This window comes from Microcoleus sp. CAWBG58, assembly GCF_020883045.1.
GTDB lineage: Bacteria > Cyanobacteriota > Cyanobacteriia > Cyanobacteriales > Microcoleaceae > Microcoleus.
Genome location: NZ_JAHRFA010000046.1, coordinates 18,582 through 37,391, shown reverse-complemented (window position 1 = coordinate 37,391; position 18,810 = coordinate 18,582). Strand labels below are relative to the sequence as shown.

Annotated in this window: 15 protein-coding genes; 11 read left to right on the top strand and 4 right to left on the bottom strand. The window is 45.5% G+C overall.

Annotated features, from left to right (window positions below; all coding sequences use genetic code 11):
• The first annotated feature begins 470 nt into the window (after nucleotides 1-470).
• The 6 genes from QZ918_RS20110 (at nucleotide 471) to hppD (ending at nucleotide 5,936) form a co-directional block, all read left to right on the top strand.
• Nucleotides 471-1,742, top strand: coding sequence for an APC family permease (locus tag QZ918_RS20110; protein WP_293337917.1), 1,272 nt, complete (start codon nucleotides 471-473; stop codon nucleotides 1,740-1,742).
• Nucleotides 1,743-1,784: 42 nt separating this feature from the next.
• A complete protein-coding gene (locus QZ918_RS20105) occupies nucleotides 1,785-3,194 on the top strand; it encodes an NYN domain-containing protein (protein ID WP_293337916.1) in 1,410 nt (469 codons plus the stop codon).
• Between the two features lie 333 nt (nucleotides 3,195-3,527).
• Complete coding sequence (locus tag QZ918_RS20100) at nucleotides 3,528-4,235, top strand: SDR family oxidoreductase (protein ID WP_293337915.1); 708 nt, start codon at nucleotides 3,528-3,530, stop codon at nucleotides 4,233-4,235.
• Nucleotides 4,236-4,431: 196 nt separating this feature from the next.
• The gene (locus QZ918_RS20095; protein ID WP_293337914.1) at nucleotides 4,432-4,590 is read left to right on the top strand and encodes a hypothetical protein; all 159 of its coding nucleotides are present in this window, start codon (nucleotides 4,432-4,434) and stop codon (nucleotides 4,588-4,590) included.
• Complete coding sequence (locus tag QZ918_RS20090; protein ID WP_293337913.1) at nucleotides 4,560-4,733, top strand: hypothetical protein; 174 nt, start codon at nucleotides 4,560-4,562, stop codon at nucleotides 4,731-4,733. Before QZ918_RS20095 ends, QZ918_RS20090 begins: the two co-directional genes overlap by 31 nt.
• A gap of 141 nt (nucleotides 4,734-4,874) precedes the next feature.
• Complete coding sequence (gene hppD / locus QZ918_RS20085) at nucleotides 4,875-5,936, top strand: 4-hydroxyphenylpyruvate dioxygenase (RefSeq protein WP_293337912.1); 1,062 nt, start codon at nucleotides 4,875-4,877, stop codon at nucleotides 5,934-5,936.
• Nucleotides 5,937-5,956: 20 nt separating this feature from the next.
• On the opposite strand, the gene QZ918_RS20080 is transcribed toward hppD, so the two are convergent.
• The gene (locus QZ918_RS20080) at nucleotides 5,957-6,490 is read right to left on the bottom strand and encodes a GNAT family N-acetyltransferase (protein ID WP_293337911.1); all 534 of its coding nucleotides are present in this window, start codon (nucleotides 6,488-6,490) and stop codon (nucleotides 5,957-5,959) included.
• Nucleotides 6,471-8,600, bottom strand: a complete 2,130-nt coding sequence (locus QZ918_RS20075; RefSeq protein WP_293337910.1) for a diguanylate cyclase — start codon at nucleotides 8,598-8,600, stop codon at nucleotides 6,471-6,473. Before QZ918_RS20075 ends, QZ918_RS20080 begins: the two co-directional genes overlap by 20 nt.
• A 499-nt stretch (nucleotides 8,601-9,099) precedes the next feature.
• Between QZ918_RS20075 and QZ918_RS20070 the strand changes: the two genes are divergently transcribed.
• Entirely contained in the window at nucleotides 9,100-9,783 is a 684-nt protein-coding gene (locus tag QZ918_RS20070) for an HAD family hydrolase (protein WP_293337909.1), read from the top strand.
• 276 nt (nucleotides 9,784-10,059) lie between these two features.
• Here the strand turns inward: QZ918_RS20070 and QZ918_RS20065 are convergent, their stop codons facing one another.
• Complete coding sequence (locus tag QZ918_RS20065) at nucleotides 10,060-10,671, bottom strand: CPP1-like family protein (protein ID WP_293152350.1); 612 nt, start codon at nucleotides 10,669-10,671, stop codon at nucleotides 10,060-10,062.
• 181 nt (nucleotides 10,672-10,852) lie between these two features.
• Nucleotides 10,853-11,734 carry a peptidoglycan editing factor PgeF gene (gene pgeF, locus QZ918_RS20060; RefSeq protein WP_293337908.1) on the bottom strand — a complete coding sequence of 294 codons (882 nt, stop codon included), beginning with the start codon at nucleotides 11,732-11,734 and terminating at the stop codon, nucleotides 10,853-10,855.
• Here pgeF and QZ918_RS20055 point away from each other — a divergent pair.
• The 4 genes from QZ918_RS20055 to QZ918_RS20040 all read left to right on the top strand — a co-directional run bounded on the left by QZ918_RS20055 (nucleotide 11,733) and on the right by QZ918_RS20040 (nucleotide 18,796).
• On the top strand, nucleotides 11,733-12,083 hold the full coding sequence (locus tag QZ918_RS20055; RefSeq protein WP_293337907.1) for a hypothetical protein: 351 nt from the start codon (nucleotides 11,733-11,735) through the stop codon (nucleotides 12,081-12,083). The genes pgeF and QZ918_RS20055 overlap by 2 nt on opposite strands.
• Nucleotides 12,084-12,231: 148 nt before the next feature.
• Complete coding sequence (locus tag QZ918_RS20050; protein WP_293337906.1) at nucleotides 12,232-13,803, top strand: RNA-guided endonuclease InsQ/TnpB family protein; 1,572 nt, start codon at nucleotides 12,232-12,234, stop codon at nucleotides 13,801-13,803.
• Nucleotides 13,804-14,038: 235 nt separating this feature from the next.
• Nucleotides 14,039-15,811, top strand: a complete 1,773-nt coding sequence (locus QZ918_RS20045) for a M23 family metallopeptidase (protein WP_293337905.1) — start codon at nucleotides 14,039-14,041, stop codon at nucleotides 15,809-15,811.
• A gap of 552 nt (nucleotides 15,812-16,363) precedes the next feature.
• Nucleotides 16,364-18,796 (top strand): hypothetical protein, encoded by a 2,433-nt coding sequence (locus QZ918_RS20040; RefSeq protein WP_293337904.1) that lies wholly within the window; start codon nucleotides 16,364-16,366, stop codon nucleotides 18,794-18,796.
• Nucleotides 18,797-18,810: the final 14 nt, after the last annotated feature.

Genomic DNA, 18,810 nt, shown 5'->3' with positions numbered 1-18,810 from the left:
GCGAGAGCATTCGCTTGGTGTCGTGACTCAAATAACGTAGTCAGTTAAGACGCTTGGCCCGTCAGAACAGCTTGCAATTTCTTACAAGCGAGCGTGGCGTTGACTCCCTGAGTTCCTGACAAATTATGATACTTGTAACCGTTATATCTCGGACATCTTATATATTCTAAACGGTAACTACAAAATAATCTTGTTCACCACGAACGATCGACTGTGGTTACCTGCATAATATCCAAGTGAAATCCCGATAACAACGTGGCAGCCATTGAGCTATTTTATACCAGCAGTTAGGATGATAAAAAGTTTTGCAGCCACCCAAATTGTTCGTAAGTCTTACAGATAACTATTAAGTTTGGTAACGAGCTATCCAGAAAGAAACCCGGTTTCCGAACCCCGCAGGAAAGTCCTGAACAATAAGCAGGATGGTGTCTCCAGCCACATATTTGTATTAAACTAACCCTGGTGTAATTATGTCTCCTTCTTTGTTAAAGCGAGAATTAGGTGTTTTCGGTGCAACTCTCATGGGCCTCGGCTCGATCGTGGGTACGGGAGTATTTGTGAGTATTGGAATTGCTGCGGAAATTGCTGGGCCCGGAGTGATTTGGGCTGTGACTGTTGCTGCTTTAGTTGCTGTTTGCAATGGTCTTAACAGCGCTCAATTAGCGGCAAATCATCCTGTTAGCGGCGGTACTTATGAATATGGTTACAAATATCTCAATCCTTGGCTGGGTTTTACAGCGGGCTGGATGTTTCTTGTAGCTAAAACGGCTTCGGCTGCTACTGCTGCTTTGGGTTTTGCGGGGTATTTTTTAAGTGCACTTGGTGTAGCCGATCGCACTTATCTCATCCTAACGGCATTAATCGCCCTGGCCACCCTAACTTTAATTGTCTTGACCGGCATCAGGCGATCGAATATCGCGAATACTGCCATAGTCTCGGTTACACTTTTATCTCTGACTGTCTTTATTGCTGCGGGTTTGCCAGAGGTCAGGTGGGAAATGCCGACCTTACAGAACGATCGCGCGATCGGCTCCATCCTCCACGCCACGGCCCTGATGTTTGTCGCCTACACTGGTTACGGCCGCATCGCCACCATGAGCGAGGAAGTGCGGGAACCGAGCAAAACCATTCCCAAAGCCATAATTTTCACTTTGGTGCTGACAATGGTGCTTTACGTGGCGGTAGCGGTAGTTATTGCAGGTGCGGGGGGAGCCGATAAATTGTCCCTGCAATCAGCAACCACTGCTGCCCCCTTGGAAGTCATCGCCCGCAGTTTTCCAATTCCCGGAGTTTCCCAACTGCTAGCCGTCGGTGCCATTACTGCCATGTTGGGAGTCTTGCTGAACTTAATTTTAGGCTTGTCGCGCGTGTGGCTGGCGATGGGGCGACGGTTGGATATGCCGAGAGTTTTGGCGCGTCTCAATCCTGCGGGGACAACTCCCTATGTAGCTGTCGTGGTTGTCGAAATCTCGATCGCACTTTTAATCCTCATCGGTGATGTCAAAACCACTTGGTCGTTCAGTGCCTTTAGCGTTTTGATCTACTACGCTATCACCAACGCAGCCGCCCTACAACTTTCCCCCGCCGAAAGGCTTTACCCGCAATGGTTGGCTTGGGTGGGCTTGGCTGCGTGTTTGTTTCTGGCCTTCTGGGTGGAGAGGCAAATTTGGCTGACAGGGTTGGCGTTAATTATCGTCGGTTTGATGTGGCGGGCGATCGTCCGACTCCCAGCTAGAGACTAGAATTGTGATAAATTGAAACAGCATTCCGCATTGTAGAGGGCCATGCCCGATCGAACTCCCTTGCTGGCGACTCAAGAATCAGTCGCAGTCAGCGCCATCAGTCGTTATATCGCTCAAACACTAATCTCCATTCAGGAAAAGCATCCCGAATGGATAGCTGAAAAATACAGGAAAACCCCCTGGGCCAAACCTGCTTTTCAGTCAGTTTTGATTGGAAAATTAACCAAAAATTTCAAAGTAGCCAGCGATACAGATTTGCTGCTGCTGACGGCAAAAAAATATCTCCAAATTCTGCTGGTTCCCGAATTCATCAATTCACCTCAATTCAGCAAATTATTTGCCAAAATTCAGCAGCTAGCCATACCCCAAACACCACCAGCCCGATCGCAAAACTCAGTTTCGGCAAAACCTCCAACTCCCACCGCCCACCAAACAAATTCGCTTCCTGTCGGCATTGCTATCTTGCTGCTAGATGTCGAAAACTTGCAACTCAACATCGAAACCGAAAAATTCCTAGAAGGAATTTCTCACTATCCCATCCAAATCAGAGTAGCCTTTGCCAACTGGCGCAGCATGGGCAAAAAAGATGCCGAATTTCACCAGCGCGGCTATCAACTGATTCACGTTCCCCCCGGCAAAGACAGCGCCGACTTGAAAATGGCAACAGTAGGCGCCTCAATTTTCGTACATTATCCCACAGCCAAGGAGATTTTTGTCTGTTCGTCCGATCGCGCCCTCACCCACCTCAGCAACACACTGCAAGCCCACGGCTTAACCGTCTTTCAAGTCCGCAAGCAAATAGATAAAATCATAGTTTTAAACAGCAAAACCGGACAAGTGGAAACCTATTCCCTCGTAACAGTACCGGAAATTACACCTGTAGAACAATTAGTTATTCAGCTAAAAGAATTAATTAAAAAAGAACAACAACGTACCTCGTCTCAGTGGATAAAAATTTCTACACTTTCAGCTTTATTTAGGGAAAATTACGGTTTAGCCCTCAATCAAGTTCTGGCAAATTATTCCTTAGGTACTAAAACAAGGGAGATATTTCTCAAATATCCCACAGATTTTGTTGTCCACAAACCCTCAGAAACATCTCAAACTTATGTCACTCTTTTTGAAGTTAAATTGTCGCCGCCACCCCCAATACTCAACAAAGAAAATCTCAATCACAACCAAGCAGCATCAGCGAGTTTGACAGATATCAATTCCTTGGAAGATTTGGAAAAAGCTCTGGTCAAAATAGTTGGCGACTTAACCGACAACTCTCCTCACAATTCTGTATTTCTCTCCAATGTTGGCAGTGAATTTCACAAACAATACGGCAAACAAATCACCCAAATAATTAAAGAGTTTAATCTCGGTCGAAAATTTCCTAAATTTTTACAATCCTGCACTTCTCTCGAACTTAAAAAAACCGAAAAAGGTTGGCAGGTTTCCCTAAATTAATTATCAAACAGCAATTATAAATTGGTAATGGGTGAGTACTTCACAAAAGTTGAGAAAGGCTATACTTCGCTAACGTTGTCCCTCGCAATTCCCAATGACCAATGATATCGTTTCCGGTTGCATCCGAATTATATAGTGCGAGCGTCTCGCTCGCGACATGGATCGCGAGCGAGACGCTCGCACTATTGTATGATTCCGATTTAACCGGATTTGATATGACCAATGACCAATGACCAATGACCAATGACCAATGACCAATGACCAATGACCAATGACCAATTCCCCATAACTTGAGTTATCATACAATCTGGACGTAAAGAAATGTAAAGGGATATGCAGGACAAAGTTGTAGTTGTGGTGGGTGCGACTGGCGGCATCGGTTCAGCAGTAGCCCGGAAACTCGCCTCTGAGGGTGCGACGCTAGTGCTCGCCGCCAGAGACAGCACTAAATTAGACGCTTTAGCCAGCGAACTTTCGACAACAGAGGTACTGTGCGTACCGACAGATATCACCGATTTGTCGCAAGTTGAGACGCTGATGCAGAAAGCTGCGGGGCATTTCGGGCAAATTGATGCCCTCGTAAACGCTGCCGGTGCGGGAATTCTCAAGCAGTGGAACAAGTTAGAACCCGCTGATTTAGATGCAATGCTTGACTTGAACTTGAAAGGCAGTTTTTACACATCTCAAGCAGCCGCAAATGTGATGAAAGACCGCAAATCCGGTCACATCTGCAATGTCATCGGGATTTTGGGCAAGCATTCGATGGCGATGGGAACGGCCTATTGTGCTTCAAAGTTTGGGGTAGTTGGTTTTAGCAAGTGCATGGCAGATGAACTGCGACGCTACGGCATTAAGTTTACGCTATTCTATTTTGGTGGGGTGGATTCTCCGTTTTGGGATAATGTGAGTTTGAAGGTAGATAGGTCAAAAATGCTGAGTACCGAAACCGCTGCCAATGCAATTATGTTTGCTCTTGCTTCTGACCCGCAAGCTGTGCCACTAGAAATTAATATTCAGCCAGAAAGTCATTTGTTCTTTTAGTAATTTGTTTGGTGTTCCACACGCAAAAAATGAGTTTGTATGGTGCTTTCATAGCACTGATTTACCCAACTCGATACTTCCCAGATTTTAGAAAAAAGTTCAATCTTCCAGATTTATCTGTGGAGTAAATCTCATGGCTGATTCCTTCTAGTATCCCACAGACGATTTACCAGAAATAATTGGTTGAAAGCCTCGCTTGTTTGGCGTAGAAATTAAAATCAGAGGATTCATTACTCCAATCTTCAGACTTTCAGGTAGAGGTTGCCCTCTGGCTGTCAACTGTCAACTGTCAACTGTCAACTGTCAACTGAATGAAGTAGTAGGGTGCGTCAGTCACTTCTGGTTCCCCACCTGAAAATTAGACTAATCGCTGACGCACCCTACAATATCGCAAGCGATCGCTCGTACTGTCAACTGTCAACTGTCAACTGTCAAAGTCATCCCAAACACCGCCTTTCTTTTAAGTGCCGATGTATTTCTGCCTTCAGAGGGAGCTAAGATATTCAATTTTTGGGTTATTATTAAGCGATTAGACAAAAAAACAATGAAAAATCTCCATTTCTCAGTCTCTCCCTTGCCATTTAACCGTGAAAATCAGCCGATTTTCAACTTTTCACGTTCCATTTTCAATTATTGATTATGGAGTTCGACCGCATTCAGTTTTACGTTAAAAATGCTCGAGTATCCCGCGACTGGTTTGTCAGCCACTTAGGCTTTCAATCAATAACAGGTTATGTCAACAGCCACACTTGCACTGAGGTTGTCAGCAGTGGCAATATATGTTTTGTTTTATCTTCGCCTCTGACACCCGCTAGTCCCGCTGCTACTTGGTTGGAGTTTCATCCTCCGGGGATTGCCGATGTGGGCTTTCGGGTTAAAAATATCGAATTAGCGATCGCTAGAGCGCAGGTGGCAGGTGCTAAAATCCTGAAACCGATTCAAGAAGATCTAAAGGTAGGAGGCGGTTTTAAACTCGCACAAATCGCTGGCTGGGGAGATTTAAGCCACACGCTTGTTGAGCGAATTGGCGAGAATTCACTGCTGCGTGATTCTTCTGGCCCGCCACTGTTGACTCTGATCGATCATGTAGTGTTAAATGTTGAATCTGGCGATTTGTTAGGTGCGGTTAGTTGGTATCAAAAAATATTAGGTTTTGAGCCGCAGCAAAATTTTGAGATTCAGACTGAGAAGTCTGCTTTGCGAAGCCAAGTTATGGTGCACGCTGAAGGTGGGGTGCAATTCCCGATTAATGAACCGGCATCATCTAATTCTCAAATTCAAGAGTTTTTGAGTGCAAATCGAGGGCCGGGAATTCAGCACATGGCTTTGCAAACGGATCGCATTGTGCAGGTTGTTGCCGATTTGCGATCGCGCGGTTTGCCTTTTTTGCCAGTTCCTCCAACATATTACTCGCAATTGCGGCGGCGGCAAAACTATTTGCCCGCAGATTGGCAAGCAATTGCAGCTTCCGAAGTTTTGGCAGATTGGCAAGAAGATACTCCCGCTGCGATGCTGCTGCAAATCTTTACCCAGCCAATTTTTGCCGAACCGACTTTCTTTTTCGAGATTATTGAGCGTCGAGTTACTTTAGTTAATGACAAACTGGTGCAAGCTGGAGGTTTTGGGGCGGGTAATTTCAGAGCTTTGTTTGAGGCAATTGAACGGGAACAAATGAAGCGGGGAAGCTTGATCGATGATTGATAAAACTTCCACTTTTTAGTTCATGCAGTCTTGTCGATCAGCACTGCGATATCCGTCCACCCGTAAGCAATTTCTTTGACTAAAACACCAGCTCTGCTTGTCTGTTGTTCTTCCACTTTTTTGCCTCCTAAAAATTCATAAAACCTGCAAGCAGAATTGTCTCCCAGTACCCAAGCCAGCATCGAGTTCAAACTTAATTCTGCCAATTTTTTGGCAACCGAGCGCACGAGTTGCCGCCCAATTCCTTGACGCTGATATTCCTCCAAAATATAGATGGCAAATAATTCTCCTCGATAAACATATTTGCCGGTTCGCTCGCAGCCGCCCGCAGCAAAACCTACAATTTGTCCCGAGTCATTTTCAGCAACGCAGACATAATCGCCAGTATTTTTGACGTTTGACAGGATTTCTTGCCAATTGTTTTCTCGTTTTTCATAGGACAGCTTGGCGAGGTAATCTGCCGGTACGATGTTTCGGTAAGCTGTCCGCCAAGTATCTACATTAACCTGTGCAATTGCAGGTGCATCAGCGATTTTAGCTTCTCTCACAATCATCACAAAAAACTCCTTTCTCGCCCTGGCATCGTATTTGAGAATCTACGCAAACAATACGATCGCGCCCTTCTAGTTTAGCTCGATACAGCGCGCGATCGGCCTCCCCAATCAACCACTCCACAGATAATTCAGCAGCGGGCACAGCACTAGCTGCGCCCATACTCGCTGTCACAGACTCACTTATCTTGGAAGCTTCATGAGGAATTGCCATAGCTTTCAAATCGCTGCGAATTGATTCAGCTACCCGCATTGCTCCCCTGGCATCAGTCCCGGACAAAATTACCGCAAATTCTTCCCCACCGTAGCGAGCCGCTAAATCACCTCCCCGGTGAGCGTTTCTGTCTAAAATTTCAGCAACTTTTTTGAGACATTCATCGCCTCCTTGATGCCCGTAACAATCGTTGTAAAGCTTAAAAAAATCTAAATCTACCAAAATTAAAGACAGGGGCTTTTTCTCTCTACCCATGCGCTGCCATTCTGATTGCAATGCTTGGTCAAAACGGCGACGGTTAGCAATCTGAGTCAAGCCGTCCACAGATGCGAGTCTGTGCAATGCCTGATTAGCAGATTCTAATTCTAATTTAGCCTGTTCTAATGCTACATTTTGCTGAGCCAATTTTTCACTTTGCTGTTTTTCTTGCTCGTACAAAAATCGGATGGAAGCTTCGGCTTCTTGCAATTCTTTCTCAGCATATTTGCGCTTGACAAACTGCCCTAATTGGGAACCTATTGCCGCCATCATTTGCAGTAAGTCTTCATCCGACGGCTGTTTTTCCCGGCAGAAAAAAGTCATTACCCCTACAACTTGACCGCTAGCACGAATTGGGAAACCGAAGGCCGATCGCAATCCTGCTTTAGATGCTAAGTGCGATCGTACAAAATTGCCATCCTTAAGAAGATCCGTAATCCATTGCGGATAACCGGTGTTCCACACTATTCCAGGTAAACCCGTACCAGGCTCTAGGGTAATCTGCTGGCAATTTTCCACAAACTCCCCAACTTCACTTCCCCGCCGCCAAACTCCCACTCGGAGCAAAAAAGGGAGAATATCTTCAACGTTACTATCTGGTGCAGCAAACAAAAATGGTATTCGATCGTGCGTATCTTTGGCATCAAACTTAGTATGTTTTTCATCAACAGGCGTCCAAAGTTCACCGATATCCCACCCCAAACTTTCACAAATAGCTTGCATAATTTTCGGAGTGGCGCTCTCTAAAGAACCAGATTCTGACATGATGCGAGCTACTGCATACTGTGCTGCTTGAAGCTTTTTTGTCCGTTGTTGCTCGGTGATATCTCTGCCCACATAGACAAAATCTTGTATAGTTTTGTTGTCTGAGTGCTTGCTTTCTATACTTGTCTCAATAGTAGAACAGGAAAATGCAACTGTCAGCTTTGAACCTTTTTTAGTTGTACAAGCTACTTTTACTTGATGCCAAGATTCATTTTTTAGTTCAAGAGGTAGCTGACTAACTTGACGCAATAATTCCTCATCCGCCGTAATCATCGAGATTGGTTGACCGATTAATTGTGCTTCGGTATATCCAAACAATAGTTGGGTGGATTGATTGACCTTTTTGATTTCTCCCGCTTGCGTTGTCACCAATAAAATATCATTTATGGAGTTAAGAATTTTATCAATATAGTCGCGAGCGTTAGCCAAGTAATCGACTTTAATACTGTTTTCGTTGGCTGCTTGAACCATACTTTGCTGAAGAGCAGCAGTGTCTGTTACATCTTCGCAGAAAATAATTAATCTCTCAGGATTAAGCTGCTCTTTCTGACCAAAAATATACAAATCTAGATAAAAATAAGAGCCATCATTTAAAACTCTGGTAACAGATTTTAATTGGAAACTTGGCTGTCGTTGTTCTAGAATGTCGTCTAGCAGTTCTTCAATTCCGATCAGTTCGGGAAAACTATCGCGCACATCTTTGCCTTGTTTCAATTCATCAGGAATTTGGGCAAAATCTTGTACGTTCAAGGATGTTTCTTGAATCTTCAGATCCCGATCGACTGCAAGGTATTCAATGCGACGCAAGGATAACAATTTGTCAAGCAGATTGTTAATGTTTTGGGAGCTAATCTGTAAACTTAATTTGGGAAGCATCTCGTTATTGTAGAGCATCAGACTCAAGGGTTAGCAGATAAAATTAGTTGTTGTTTTGCTGCTATTTCTCATGGAAATTTTGATACTGCTGGATGCCAGGAGCTATTACCGATGGCTAATTCATCGACACAATAAATTTTGGATTCTCTAAGCAGTTTTTTATATTTTAGAAAGGTAAAATCATTACTTAGACCCACTTTTTTTTGTGAGCAACCGCAGCAAAAATTAGCCTCGATTGAGGTTTGGATTTATTAACAATACGTAGCGGTTGGCCGTATTTGTGCACCAAATTTTAAATTCTAGATTCCCTGATAATATTTGTTGCAACCGCTACAGTTAATGATTGGCACAGTTGAATTAAACTGTTGCCTTTAATTAGCACCATTCCTATAGACCTTACCTCCCCTGGGTATTTGTGTCAAGTTTTGTAAATAAACTGTGACATTAAAGTGATATAATCTCTAACAATTTGTATAAAATTTTCAAAATACTCTGCTCAATGCTGAGACTTATCACCGACTTTGACGGCCCGATTATGGACGTGTCCGATCGCTATTACGGAGTTTACCAGCAGTGTCTGGCCGAGACTCAGCGTGAGGGCCAAACAGTGCAAGAACTCCCAAAAGCCGAGTTTTGGGACATGAAGCGGGCGCGGGTTCCCGAAACCGAAATCGGCATTCTCTCAGGATTAGACGCAGCCCAAGCCCTCGAATTTGCCCAGAAACGGCGTCAAACTGTCCACACGCTGCCGTTCCTGATTTACGATAAACCAGCCCCTGGAGCCGTGGAAACCCTGGAAAAGGTGCAGCGCGCTGGAATAGACTTGGCGGTGATGACTATGCGTCGCGTCAGGGAACTAGACGAGGCTTTCAACCGCTGCAATTTAGGGCATTTTTTCCCAGAAAACCGTCGCTATTGCCTCCCCAACGATTACGTCAAAACCGGGGATGTTAAAGATAAGCCCCTGCTGATGGCAAAAGCTCTTGCTGAACTGCCGCCTGCTTCTGAGCTTTGGATGGTGGGGGATACGGAGGCGGATATTATAGCAGCAAAAACTCACGGTGTCAAGGTAATTGGTGTTTTGTGCGGTATTCGCGATCGCACCCAACTAGAAATGCACCAACCGGATTTAATTGCTAATAATTTGAGCGAAGCTGTTGAGATTATTTTAGGTAGTCATTAGTTATTGGTCAGTTGTCAGTTGTCAGTTGTCAGTTGTCAGTTGTCATTAGTCAGTTGTCAACAGTTATCAATCATTAGTCAATCGTCAACAGTCATTAGTTATTGTTAATTGGTAATTAGTAATCAGTAATCAGTAATTAGTAATTGGTAACAATCAACTAACTATTAACACCTAAGAGCTGCGAACCAACCAATAACAATTAACGAATAACAATAATTAACAACTGCCAACTGCCAACTGCCAACTGCCAACTGCCAACTGCCAACTGACAACTGACTATCGCAGAAAACTGCTGACCAGCCACAGAATTAAAAACGTAAACAAAGCGATAAATTTCTCTGTTGTGATAAATGCCGTAGTGAGCAAAGGGCCCAAAAGACCTCCCAGCACCAAGCCTATAACCAAGCCAGCCACAGTCAGCAGCACAGCCCGACCAAATTTTTGTTCCTTGCGATTAAGAAAATAAAGACAAGAGCCGACCCCAAGAGCCAGAGTCAACTGTAGTAAAGAATCGTTAGCCGCCGGATAAATACTCAGTCCGCCCAACCCCACATAAACTCCAGCGGGCCACAAAATGTCGGCTCGACTAGGAGTATCGATCAGGCGCTGCAACCAAGCTGGGCTGCCCGACGGAGCAGACGGAGTAAAGCTGGCGGGTGGGGGAGCCACTCGTTCGGGAAAGCGGATGCGTTCTGGTACTTTTATTTTCCCTTCCTGTCGCTGGCGGAGGCGATCCATGAGGATCGCGTCGTAAGCAACTTCGATCGATTCCAAACGTTTCTTGTCGCCGCTGTGCTGCTCGGCTAGACGGGTGCGGGCCTCTTGCACTTCATCAAAGGAAGCATCTTCATCGACTTCAAGCAGTTGATAGGGAGTTTGCTCACTCATAAAAATTTTTGGTATGCGGAAAACTCAGCGTCTTGAGACCTGAGAGGGCTGCAACGAAACGAGGCTAGAAGGTAGAAGGCATTCGGCATTCGGAAATAAAAATTTGTCAATCCAAAGATTGTTATTTAGATTGTGATTTTTAAAGCCGGCAATCTTAAATTTTACCTTGTGCCGAATGCTTTTAGCAGGAACTTGTGTTAGATGTGCTGACAATTCCCGACCACTGGATTTTTTTTAGTCGATCGCGGCGGTAGGAAAAAAAACGAGCCGAGTCAGAATAAGTACAGAAAGGAGCGATCGCCACCTGAGAAGAATTAATTCCCAACTGCTGCAATTGCAGAGCATTGCAGAGGCGAACATCCAACCGTACTTTTCCCGGTTCTGGATCGGTCAACACAGGTGGTTCTGGTAGTTGGTGTAAAAATTCCAGAATGCTGTCGGCTGTTGCACCCACTGCATTCTCAGGAGCAATCGTGGCTCCCAATTCCGCTGCCACTTCCACAGATACCTGGTAAACCTCTCCACCGATCGCCGGCCCGAGAGCAATCCTCAGATTTTCTAATTGACTGCCTTGTGCCACAAGTTGAGCGATCGCCTCTGGTAATATCTTAGCAGCAGTCCCGCGCCAACCAGCGTGAACGGCGGCCGCGAGTCCCGTGCCGCTATCAGCAATTAGCGCCGGTACGCAGTCAGCCGAGCAAACCCACAGCGCCTCAAAATCTCGCGATGCTACCAAGCCATCGGCCTGGGCATAGGTGGGGATAGCTGTTTCTGGGTCTAGAGCCACAACTCTTGGCAATCGATCGGTTTTGAGTACGACATTGCCGTGTACCTGTTGGAGACGGTAAACGGGAGCTCCCGGTGCTAAAACTTCTGTGAGATCGATCGGCCCGCGCGGCGAAAAATCGCGAGTAAAAAAGCCGTGAGACCATCGGTCGAGCAAGCTGCACGTCAGATAGGGCAAGCCTTCGGCACTCTGCTGCCACTGCCAGCTAATACCGTCAGGTTGTCCGGTACGTTCAGAGTCAGGAAAATTTGTCAAGCGATCGCCAGCTACTGTCATGAAACTTATCCTTCCCCAAGCGCATCAATTAGTTAGCTTGTATTGTAAACAATCAACAATTTTGCCAGCCAAGTTTAAATGGGCGATCGATCGAGAGGGGGAGATGGGGAGAGGGGGAGATGGGGAGATGGGGAGATGGGGAGAGGGGGAGATGGTGGGAAGAGGAGCTTTCTCAACAGACACGAACGCCAAAGCGCTATTATCAGTGTGGCCGTCACAGGCGAGTTGGCAGTGCGTTGATTGGGAGCGGAAAAACCAGGGTATCGATCGCGAATCGACCCAGCATTCGAGTTGTTCGACGCGAAAAAAAATTGCCTTAATCCCGGTAAAATCAGTTAGGTCTGTATAAAGATAAGGTTGATCCACAGTAGTTAGTTTCCTAACAATCATTGATATTTGCCAACAAATGCAATATCTTTGATTTATGGAATATGTACCGCTTAGAAAAGTAGTCGAATTTCTAGGATTGCATCGAAACACTTTAAGGAAGTACGCAGATGAATGGCAGATCTAGTCAATCAAAAATGGAGCAGGACAACGCATTTAGGACGTTGAGTCCTGCCGAACAGATGGAACGATCAGCTCAGTCACCTGCTATTGCCGAGTTAGCAGCGCCAAGCAAAAAGACGACCTCGGAAGACAAGTCGAATTTATGTGGCAGCGATACCCCGACTCAGAAATCATCCAAGATATTGGCTTGGGACTCAACTTCAAAAGAAAAAGACTGTAAGCCTTACTGGTCAGATTTATGCGCCCAGATCAGCTCACGGTTGTTATTGCCACTCGATACATCTAAAGCAGATTCGGATTTGAATTTTTCGAGTTCATGGCAAAACAAAACGGTGGATCGATCCTGGTTCTCTCAAATACTGTTTACTGTCCAGGATCCGAACTCACAGCGGATCTTCTTGCCATCCTTCACGACAACCGTTGCCGAATGCACTCCCGGCGAAGTATTGCTAAGAAAATCAAAGAAGATCCGACTATTCCTAAGCCCTGAGCAAAAAGCACTGCTCAAGCAATGGTTTGGCGTTAGCCGTTACGTCTACAACGTGACAATTAAATACTTGCAGCAATCAGGCACTAAAACCAATTGGATGTCTATCAAAACGGACATACTTAACGGATTGCCTGATTGGGCAAAACCTGTACCGTTTCAAATCAAATCAATTGCCATTAAGGATGCTTGCGCGGCTGTCAAAAAAGCTAAAGCAGACTTCAAGAAAACTGGTAAAATTTGTAGTTGCAAATTTCGGAGTCAAAAAGATACAAAGCAATCTCTTTATATTCCCAAGTCTGCAATTGGGATCAAAGGAATTTACCACACAAAATTGGGTTGGTCAAAGCTGAAAGAGGCATTACCCATAGACTTCAGTGATGGACGGTTAACGCTAGCCTATGGCGAGTATTACATTGTTGTATCTGAAGAAGTGCAGCCACGTCAGACCGACAACCAAGGTCGCGTGGTTGCCTTAGACCCCGGTGTTAGAACGTTCATGACTTTCTTCTCTGAGTCATCCTATGGATGGCTTGGGAACGACTCAAATCTTTTGATTCAAAAGTTGTGTTTCAGGTTAGACAAGTTGAGTTCAAGGATGAGTAAAACTTCTAGCCCGCAACGCAAAAGACTCAGGAAAGCAGCAGATAGATTAAAGTCTAAGATTCAACATCTTGTCAAAGAGTTGCATCACAAGACTGCTAAGTTTTTAGTTGATCGTTTTGACGCGATCTTACTTCCATCGTTTGAGTCTTCTCAAATGGTGAGCAAATCACGTCGCAAGATTCGCTCTAAAACTGTTCGTCAAATGCTGACTCTGAGTCATTACCAGTTTAAAAAACATCTAGAGTGGAAAGCTTGGGAGCAGGGCAAAGTTGCTTTAAGTTCTATCAACGAAGCTTACACTTCAAAGACTGTTTCATGGACTGGAGAAGTCAAAAAGATTGGTGGTAGTAGAACGATTAAAGATTCTGATGGAAATCAGATGAACCGGGATCTAAATGGTGCTCGTGGGATCTTCCTTCGGGCATTGGTTGATACGCCTTGGTTGAAAAGCTTTTTAGCGATTTAACTTATGTGTTTGTTAGTAAACGTTAGCAAAAAAGTATCGGATTGCCATACATTCGATCCAGCCCCCCCCAAAAAACAGATACTTGCTTTCCGACTTCTGTCGCCAGCAGCCCAAAACTTTAGACTAAGATTCCGGCTCCCAGATTCCAAGCTGCGAGTAAATCTAAAATCTAAAATCTAAAATCTAAAATTGACTAATCTTCTTGCGCCCCCCTGTTGAGTTGGGAAAAAAAATCGTGAAACCAGTTCCAGACAAGCAAATAACAGCCCATTTGAACACCAAACAGCAAAAAAATCACCCTACAGGCGCCCGGACTCGATCGCGCCTTTTGTCCGAACGCTCAATGCTGGTGGGACTAGGTTGCCTTGCCAGTCTGGGACTGCTCAGCAAAGGCATAGTTTGGGCCCAAACTGAAACTCCGCCAGCAGAACAAGCCGTCCCCGGCGCAGCAGAACTTCAGCCACTATTTGAAGCACCTCTGGCGCCCCCGGAACCCGAAGCCCAAGTGCAGCGAGAACCAGATCCCGAACCCCAGGCAGAAGTTCGGGCCCCATCGCCAGATTACATCACCGAACAACCTCCGGCCCAATATTATCTACCGGAACCCGCGCTGATTCCCCTGCCAGAAGCGACGGCCCAGGAACCTCCTTTTGAAGCACCAGTTAACCCAGAAGCCCGCGCTGCCACCGACCAAACAGACTACAGCGTTGGTGCTACCAGCGAATACGAAGCGCCCACAAGGATTGAGTTTGCAGAAAGATCGACCGGCTGCGAAGGTTCCGTGTCAGGAGGACAAGGAGTTGGCGGTTTGTGCGGGCCTGCCGCTGTTCCCGAACCCGTGACAGCAGAAGCAGCCCCTCCCAGCTACAGCCCAGAAAGGTCGATCGCCGAAGGGCCCAGCTACAATCCGCAAACTCCCAGCGCAGGCGGCCCTTATATTGCCACCCCTCCTCCTCGAAATCTGCCACAAAGCCCCGGGACTCTTCCGAACCTTCCGGGCAATGTTCGGGGAACTGTCGCCGGAAATAATAGCGGAAATCCTATCAGTAAAGTAGGTCAGGCCGCTCAACAAATAGGCAACCAGCTTTGGGGACAGGGCAACCAGTCGGAATCTGCTTACACACCCTCGGGCTACTCAGCAGACAGCGGATACCCAGCTAACCCCGGATACTCAGCAGACGCTGGATACTCCATTAACACCGCAGCCTACGCCGCTGGCCCACCCGAACCCAGCATGGGACTAGGGCCAGTGCAAGTCGGCGCGATTAGTGTCAGCAGTGGCAGCAATACAGGTTTTGCTTACTACAATCTCACCCCGCGTCCCTTAGGCCGGCCTGGAAATGGCAACACCAGCCTGCTGTTTCCGCTATCGATTGCTGCGGAAATTACTTCACCATTTGGGTGGCGGACTCATCCGGTTATGGGCTACGGTAAGTTTCACACCGGAACGGACTTGGGAGCCCCGATGGGAACGCCCGTACTGGCAGCTTATGCGGGTCAAGTCGCGATCGCCGATTGGTTGGGCGGATACGGTTTGACGGTGGTTCTCAGCCACAACAAACAGTCTCAAGAAACTCTCTACGGACACCTTTCAGAACTGTTTGTCAAACCAGGAGAGTTTGTGAAACAGGGTGATACGATCGGGCGAGTCGGCAGTACGGGAATGTCTACAGGGCCTCACCTCCACTTCGAGATTCGGCAAATGACTGCTCAGGGTTGGGTGGCGATCGACCCCGGTGCTCAGCTAGAATTCGCTGTAGCAAAAATGATCGGCACTTTGGAAACCGCCAAAATACCCCAAATGCCAAAATTTGTGGAAACACAAAGCGCTAGTGCACTCAAGGATTTGGAAAACGATCTGCCCCAGCTTCCACCTCTGCCGGTGGGAATGGACATCGAAGTTCACAACCTCCAGCCACCATTCCCAGAACTGTTAAAAGCTGACACTTCTGCGCCGAAGGATAAGGAAACCTCCAAACCCAAAATTCAGAAGCAAGCTACCAGATAGGTTTTTTTTAAGGACTAAAGTCCTCACTACAAACAATCAAACAGGTTCGTAGTGAGGACTTTAGTCCGCATCCATAGAAGGACTAAAGTCCTTAGTACAAACAATCAAATAGGTTCGTAGTGAGGACTTTAGTCCGCATCCATAGAAGGACTAAAGTCCTCACTACAAACAATCAAATAGGTTCGTAGTGAGGACTTTAGTCCGCATCCATAGAAGGACTAAAGTCCTTAGTACAAACAATCAAATAGGTTCGTAGTGAGGACTTTAGTCCGCATCCATAGAAGGACTAAAGTCCTTAGTACAAACAATCAAATAGGTTCGTAGTGAGGACTTTAGTCCGCATCCATAGAAGGACTAAAGTCCTCACTACAAACAATCAAATAGGTTCGTAGTGAGGACTTTAGTCCGCATCCATAGAAGGACTAAAGTCCTTATTACAAACAATCAAATAGGTTCGTAGTGAGGACTTTAGTCCGCATCCATAGAAGGACTAAAGTCCTCACTACAAACAATCAACAAAAGCCTCCCATAATAATTGGTAAATTGTAGCTTATGCTAATAGCTCAGTATTTGTGGGAATTAATTTTATTTTTGATTATTGTAGTCGGCTCGATTCCCCTAAGCTTGTCTCTTGCCTTCGAGAATCAAAAGGAAAACAGTAACTACTCATTTCCTCATTTTATTCTCGTACTTTTGACGGGATGGAGTATTGCACAAATTTGTATAGGTTTGATTTTAGGAAGTGTCGATCGCCTAAATCTTGCTGCGGTCATTTTAGCAGAAATCCTGATTTGTGCGATCGGCTTAATTCTGATTTATGCCAAAAACCAGAAAGCTTTTAGCTTCACGCAGAGGCAGATTCCCCAACTAGAACAACCTCTCAACCCATCGGAACTTTTAATCCTTGGTGCCACCGCATTTGCAGGATTTGTGCTTTGGGAAACCCTAGCAACTAAACCCACAACAAATTATGACTCATTGTGGTTTCACCTACCTGTAATTGCCAGATGGTATCAAACCCACTCATTGACATTCTTAGATGCCGCCGGAAATTGGATTTTTGAACAAGAGCAAGCCCGAGTATATCCCTACAATTGGCACATCTTGTCTGCTTTGTGCGTACTCCCCTTCAAAGAAGACTTTCTCACAGCTTTTCCCATGCTAATTGCCTGGGTACTTGAGGGAATTGCCGTCTATCTATTAAGTATAAAATTTGGAGCAACGAGATTTTATGGCATGGCAGCAGCATCATTAGTATTAACAGTACCGATGATGCTCAACCAAGTTAACACCATTCACCCAGACTTACCGCTAGCTGCGATATTTACAGTCGCTTTATATTTAGGTTTATCCTATCACAGTAGCCGATCGCAATCCGAGCTATCTCTATTTTTGGCATCTGTAGGAACGATCGCCGGAATTAAAATTACTGCCCTAGTCTATGCAGCCTCACTTTTAGGAGGATTAGCAATATTAGAAATTACAAGATTCATCGTTAATAGAAATTTAACACCAACTAATTTTAGAATTAGCCACATCAAACCTGTATTGGTTTGCGGCATACTTTGCTGCTTGTTTTTAGGAGGTTTTTGGTATGCGAGAAACTTGCTGCACATCAATTATCCTGTTGGTGATTCCCGCGAGATTAACATTCCCTTACAGCCTGTTGCCCCACCGTCTCCGGTACCTGTGCCAAAACCTCCCGTAGCGTCTCCAAAACCGACCGTAACGCCGTCTCCAAAACCTCCCGTAGCGTCTCCAAAACCTCCCGTAGCGTCTCCAAAACCTCCTGTAGCGTCCCCAAAACCGACCGTAACGCCGTCTCCAAAACCTCCCGTACAGCAGCCAACACCTACCATACCTGCGCCTTCAGCTTCGCCACTTTTGAAGATTTGGCAAAGCACTTTAGCCGCTCAATTTAATCCCAGCAATATTTCCCACTGGCAAATATTCGGCTTGCAAATCCTGATTAGATTGCAACTGCCATTTCTGGCGATCGCACTTCAGGCATTAGCAGCACCTCTGGCTTTGATTCAAGGTAAAACCAGGATCGATCAAAACAATATCATTTTAACCGTACTTCTGGCCAGCACCGGCATTCTGTACGTCATTACACCTTACACCTCCGGGACTGCCGGAGAGGCGATCGGTCAACTCAGCCCTTTACTCGGTTTTAATCTCAGATACGGCTTTCCCTTTTTAAGCTTACTGGCGATCGCAGCAGCAGCAGCCGCAACTGAGTTCAAAACTCGCAAGCAAGTAATTGTAGCAGTTGTTTTAATTAGCAGTATTTCCGGAATTATTAGCAACACAATTTTTGACCTAATTAAAAATGCTTCTTTTACCGGCAAGAGTATTGTTTGGGGAAGCTGGTTAATTGACAGGTTTAAATCTAACTTCGCGGAAGCCATCAATGTGGTAATGAAAATATTAGCGCCCAGTTGGCCGGATTTAGGAATATACCCATTGATTTATGTTGGATTACTGCTGCTAGCTGGGCTTATATTTAAGCGCAATGCTAGCTTGATTGGATTGAAAAATCTACTCGCCAGCTTAAAAAAGTCGAGTTACATAATGATAATTTGTGTCTGCATAGCATTGATGGTAAGTGCTAGTTGGGTGGCGAAGGAAAAGCGAGATGTTGCTCGCGCCGAACTGTATCGCGGAATTTACGAATATATTGACAAAAATACAGTACCCAACGATAAAATTGGTTTCTTTTTAAGTTACCGCAGCTACCTGTTTTACGGGAGAAATTTGGACAGACAAGTTTTGTATGTGCCGTTTAGAGCCGATCGACTTCCGCAATGGATGGACAACCTCCACCAAAATAACATTAAGATGGTAGGATTCGGGCCCTTAACTGATACAGACGAATACACCAAACTAGCTTTATCTTGGCTAACAAGTCCCGAGGGCCCGTTGCAACCAGTTTTCGGCAAAGATTTTAATACTGAGTCGGTTCTGTATCGCTTAAAATATTAAAATATTAAAATATA

What these genes read in the sequence shown, in the direction of transcription:
- QZ918_RS20110 (WP_293337917.1), top strand. Translation starts at nt 471, where the DNA reads ATGTCTCCTTCTTTGTTAAAGCGAGAATTAGGTGTTTTCGGTGCAACT.
- QZ918_RS20105 (WP_293337916.1), top strand. Translation starts at nt 1,785, where the DNA reads ATGCCCGATCGAACTCCCTTGCTGGCGACTCAAGAATCAGTCGCAGTC.
- QZ918_RS20100 (WP_293337915.1), top strand. Translation starts at nt 3,528, where the DNA reads ATGCAGGACAAAGTTGTAGTTGTGGTGGGTGCGACTGGCGGCATCGGT.
- hppD (WP_293337912.1), top strand. Translation starts at nt 4,875, where the DNA reads ATGGAGTTCGACCGCATTCAGTTTTACGTTAAAAATGCTCGAGTATCC.
- QZ918_RS20080 (WP_293337911.1), bottom strand. Translation starts at nt 6,490, where the DNA reads ATGATTGTGAGAGAAGCTAAAATCGCTGATGCACCTGCAATTGCACAG.
- QZ918_RS20075 (WP_293337910.1), bottom strand. Translation starts at nt 8,600, where the DNA reads ATGCTTCCCAAATTAAGTTTACAGATTAGCTCCCAAAACATTAACAAT.
- QZ918_RS20070 (WP_293337909.1), top strand. Translation starts at nt 9,100, where the DNA reads ATGCTGAGACTTATCACCGACTTTGACGGCCCGATTATGGACGTGTCC.
- QZ918_RS20065 (WP_293152350.1), bottom strand. Translation starts at nt 10,671, where the DNA reads ATGAGTGAGCAAACTCCCTATCAACTGCTTGAAGTCGATGAAGATGCT.
- QZ918_RS20055 (WP_293337907.1), top strand. Translation starts at nt 11,733, where the DNA reads ATGAAACTTATCCTTCCCCAAGCGCATCAATTAGTTAGCTTGTATTGT.
- pgeF (WP_293337908.1), bottom strand. Translation starts at nt 11,734, where the DNA reads ATGACAGTAGCTGGCGATCGCTTGACAAATTTTCCTGACTCTGAACGT.
- QZ918_RS20050 (WP_293337906.1), top strand. Translation starts at nt 12,232, where the DNA reads ATGAATGGCAGATCTAGTCAATCAAAAATGGAGCAGGACAACGCATTT.
- QZ918_RS20040 (WP_293337904.1), top strand. Translation starts at nt 16,364, where the DNA reads ATGCTAATAGCTCAGTATTTGTGGGAATTAATTTTATTTTTGATTATT.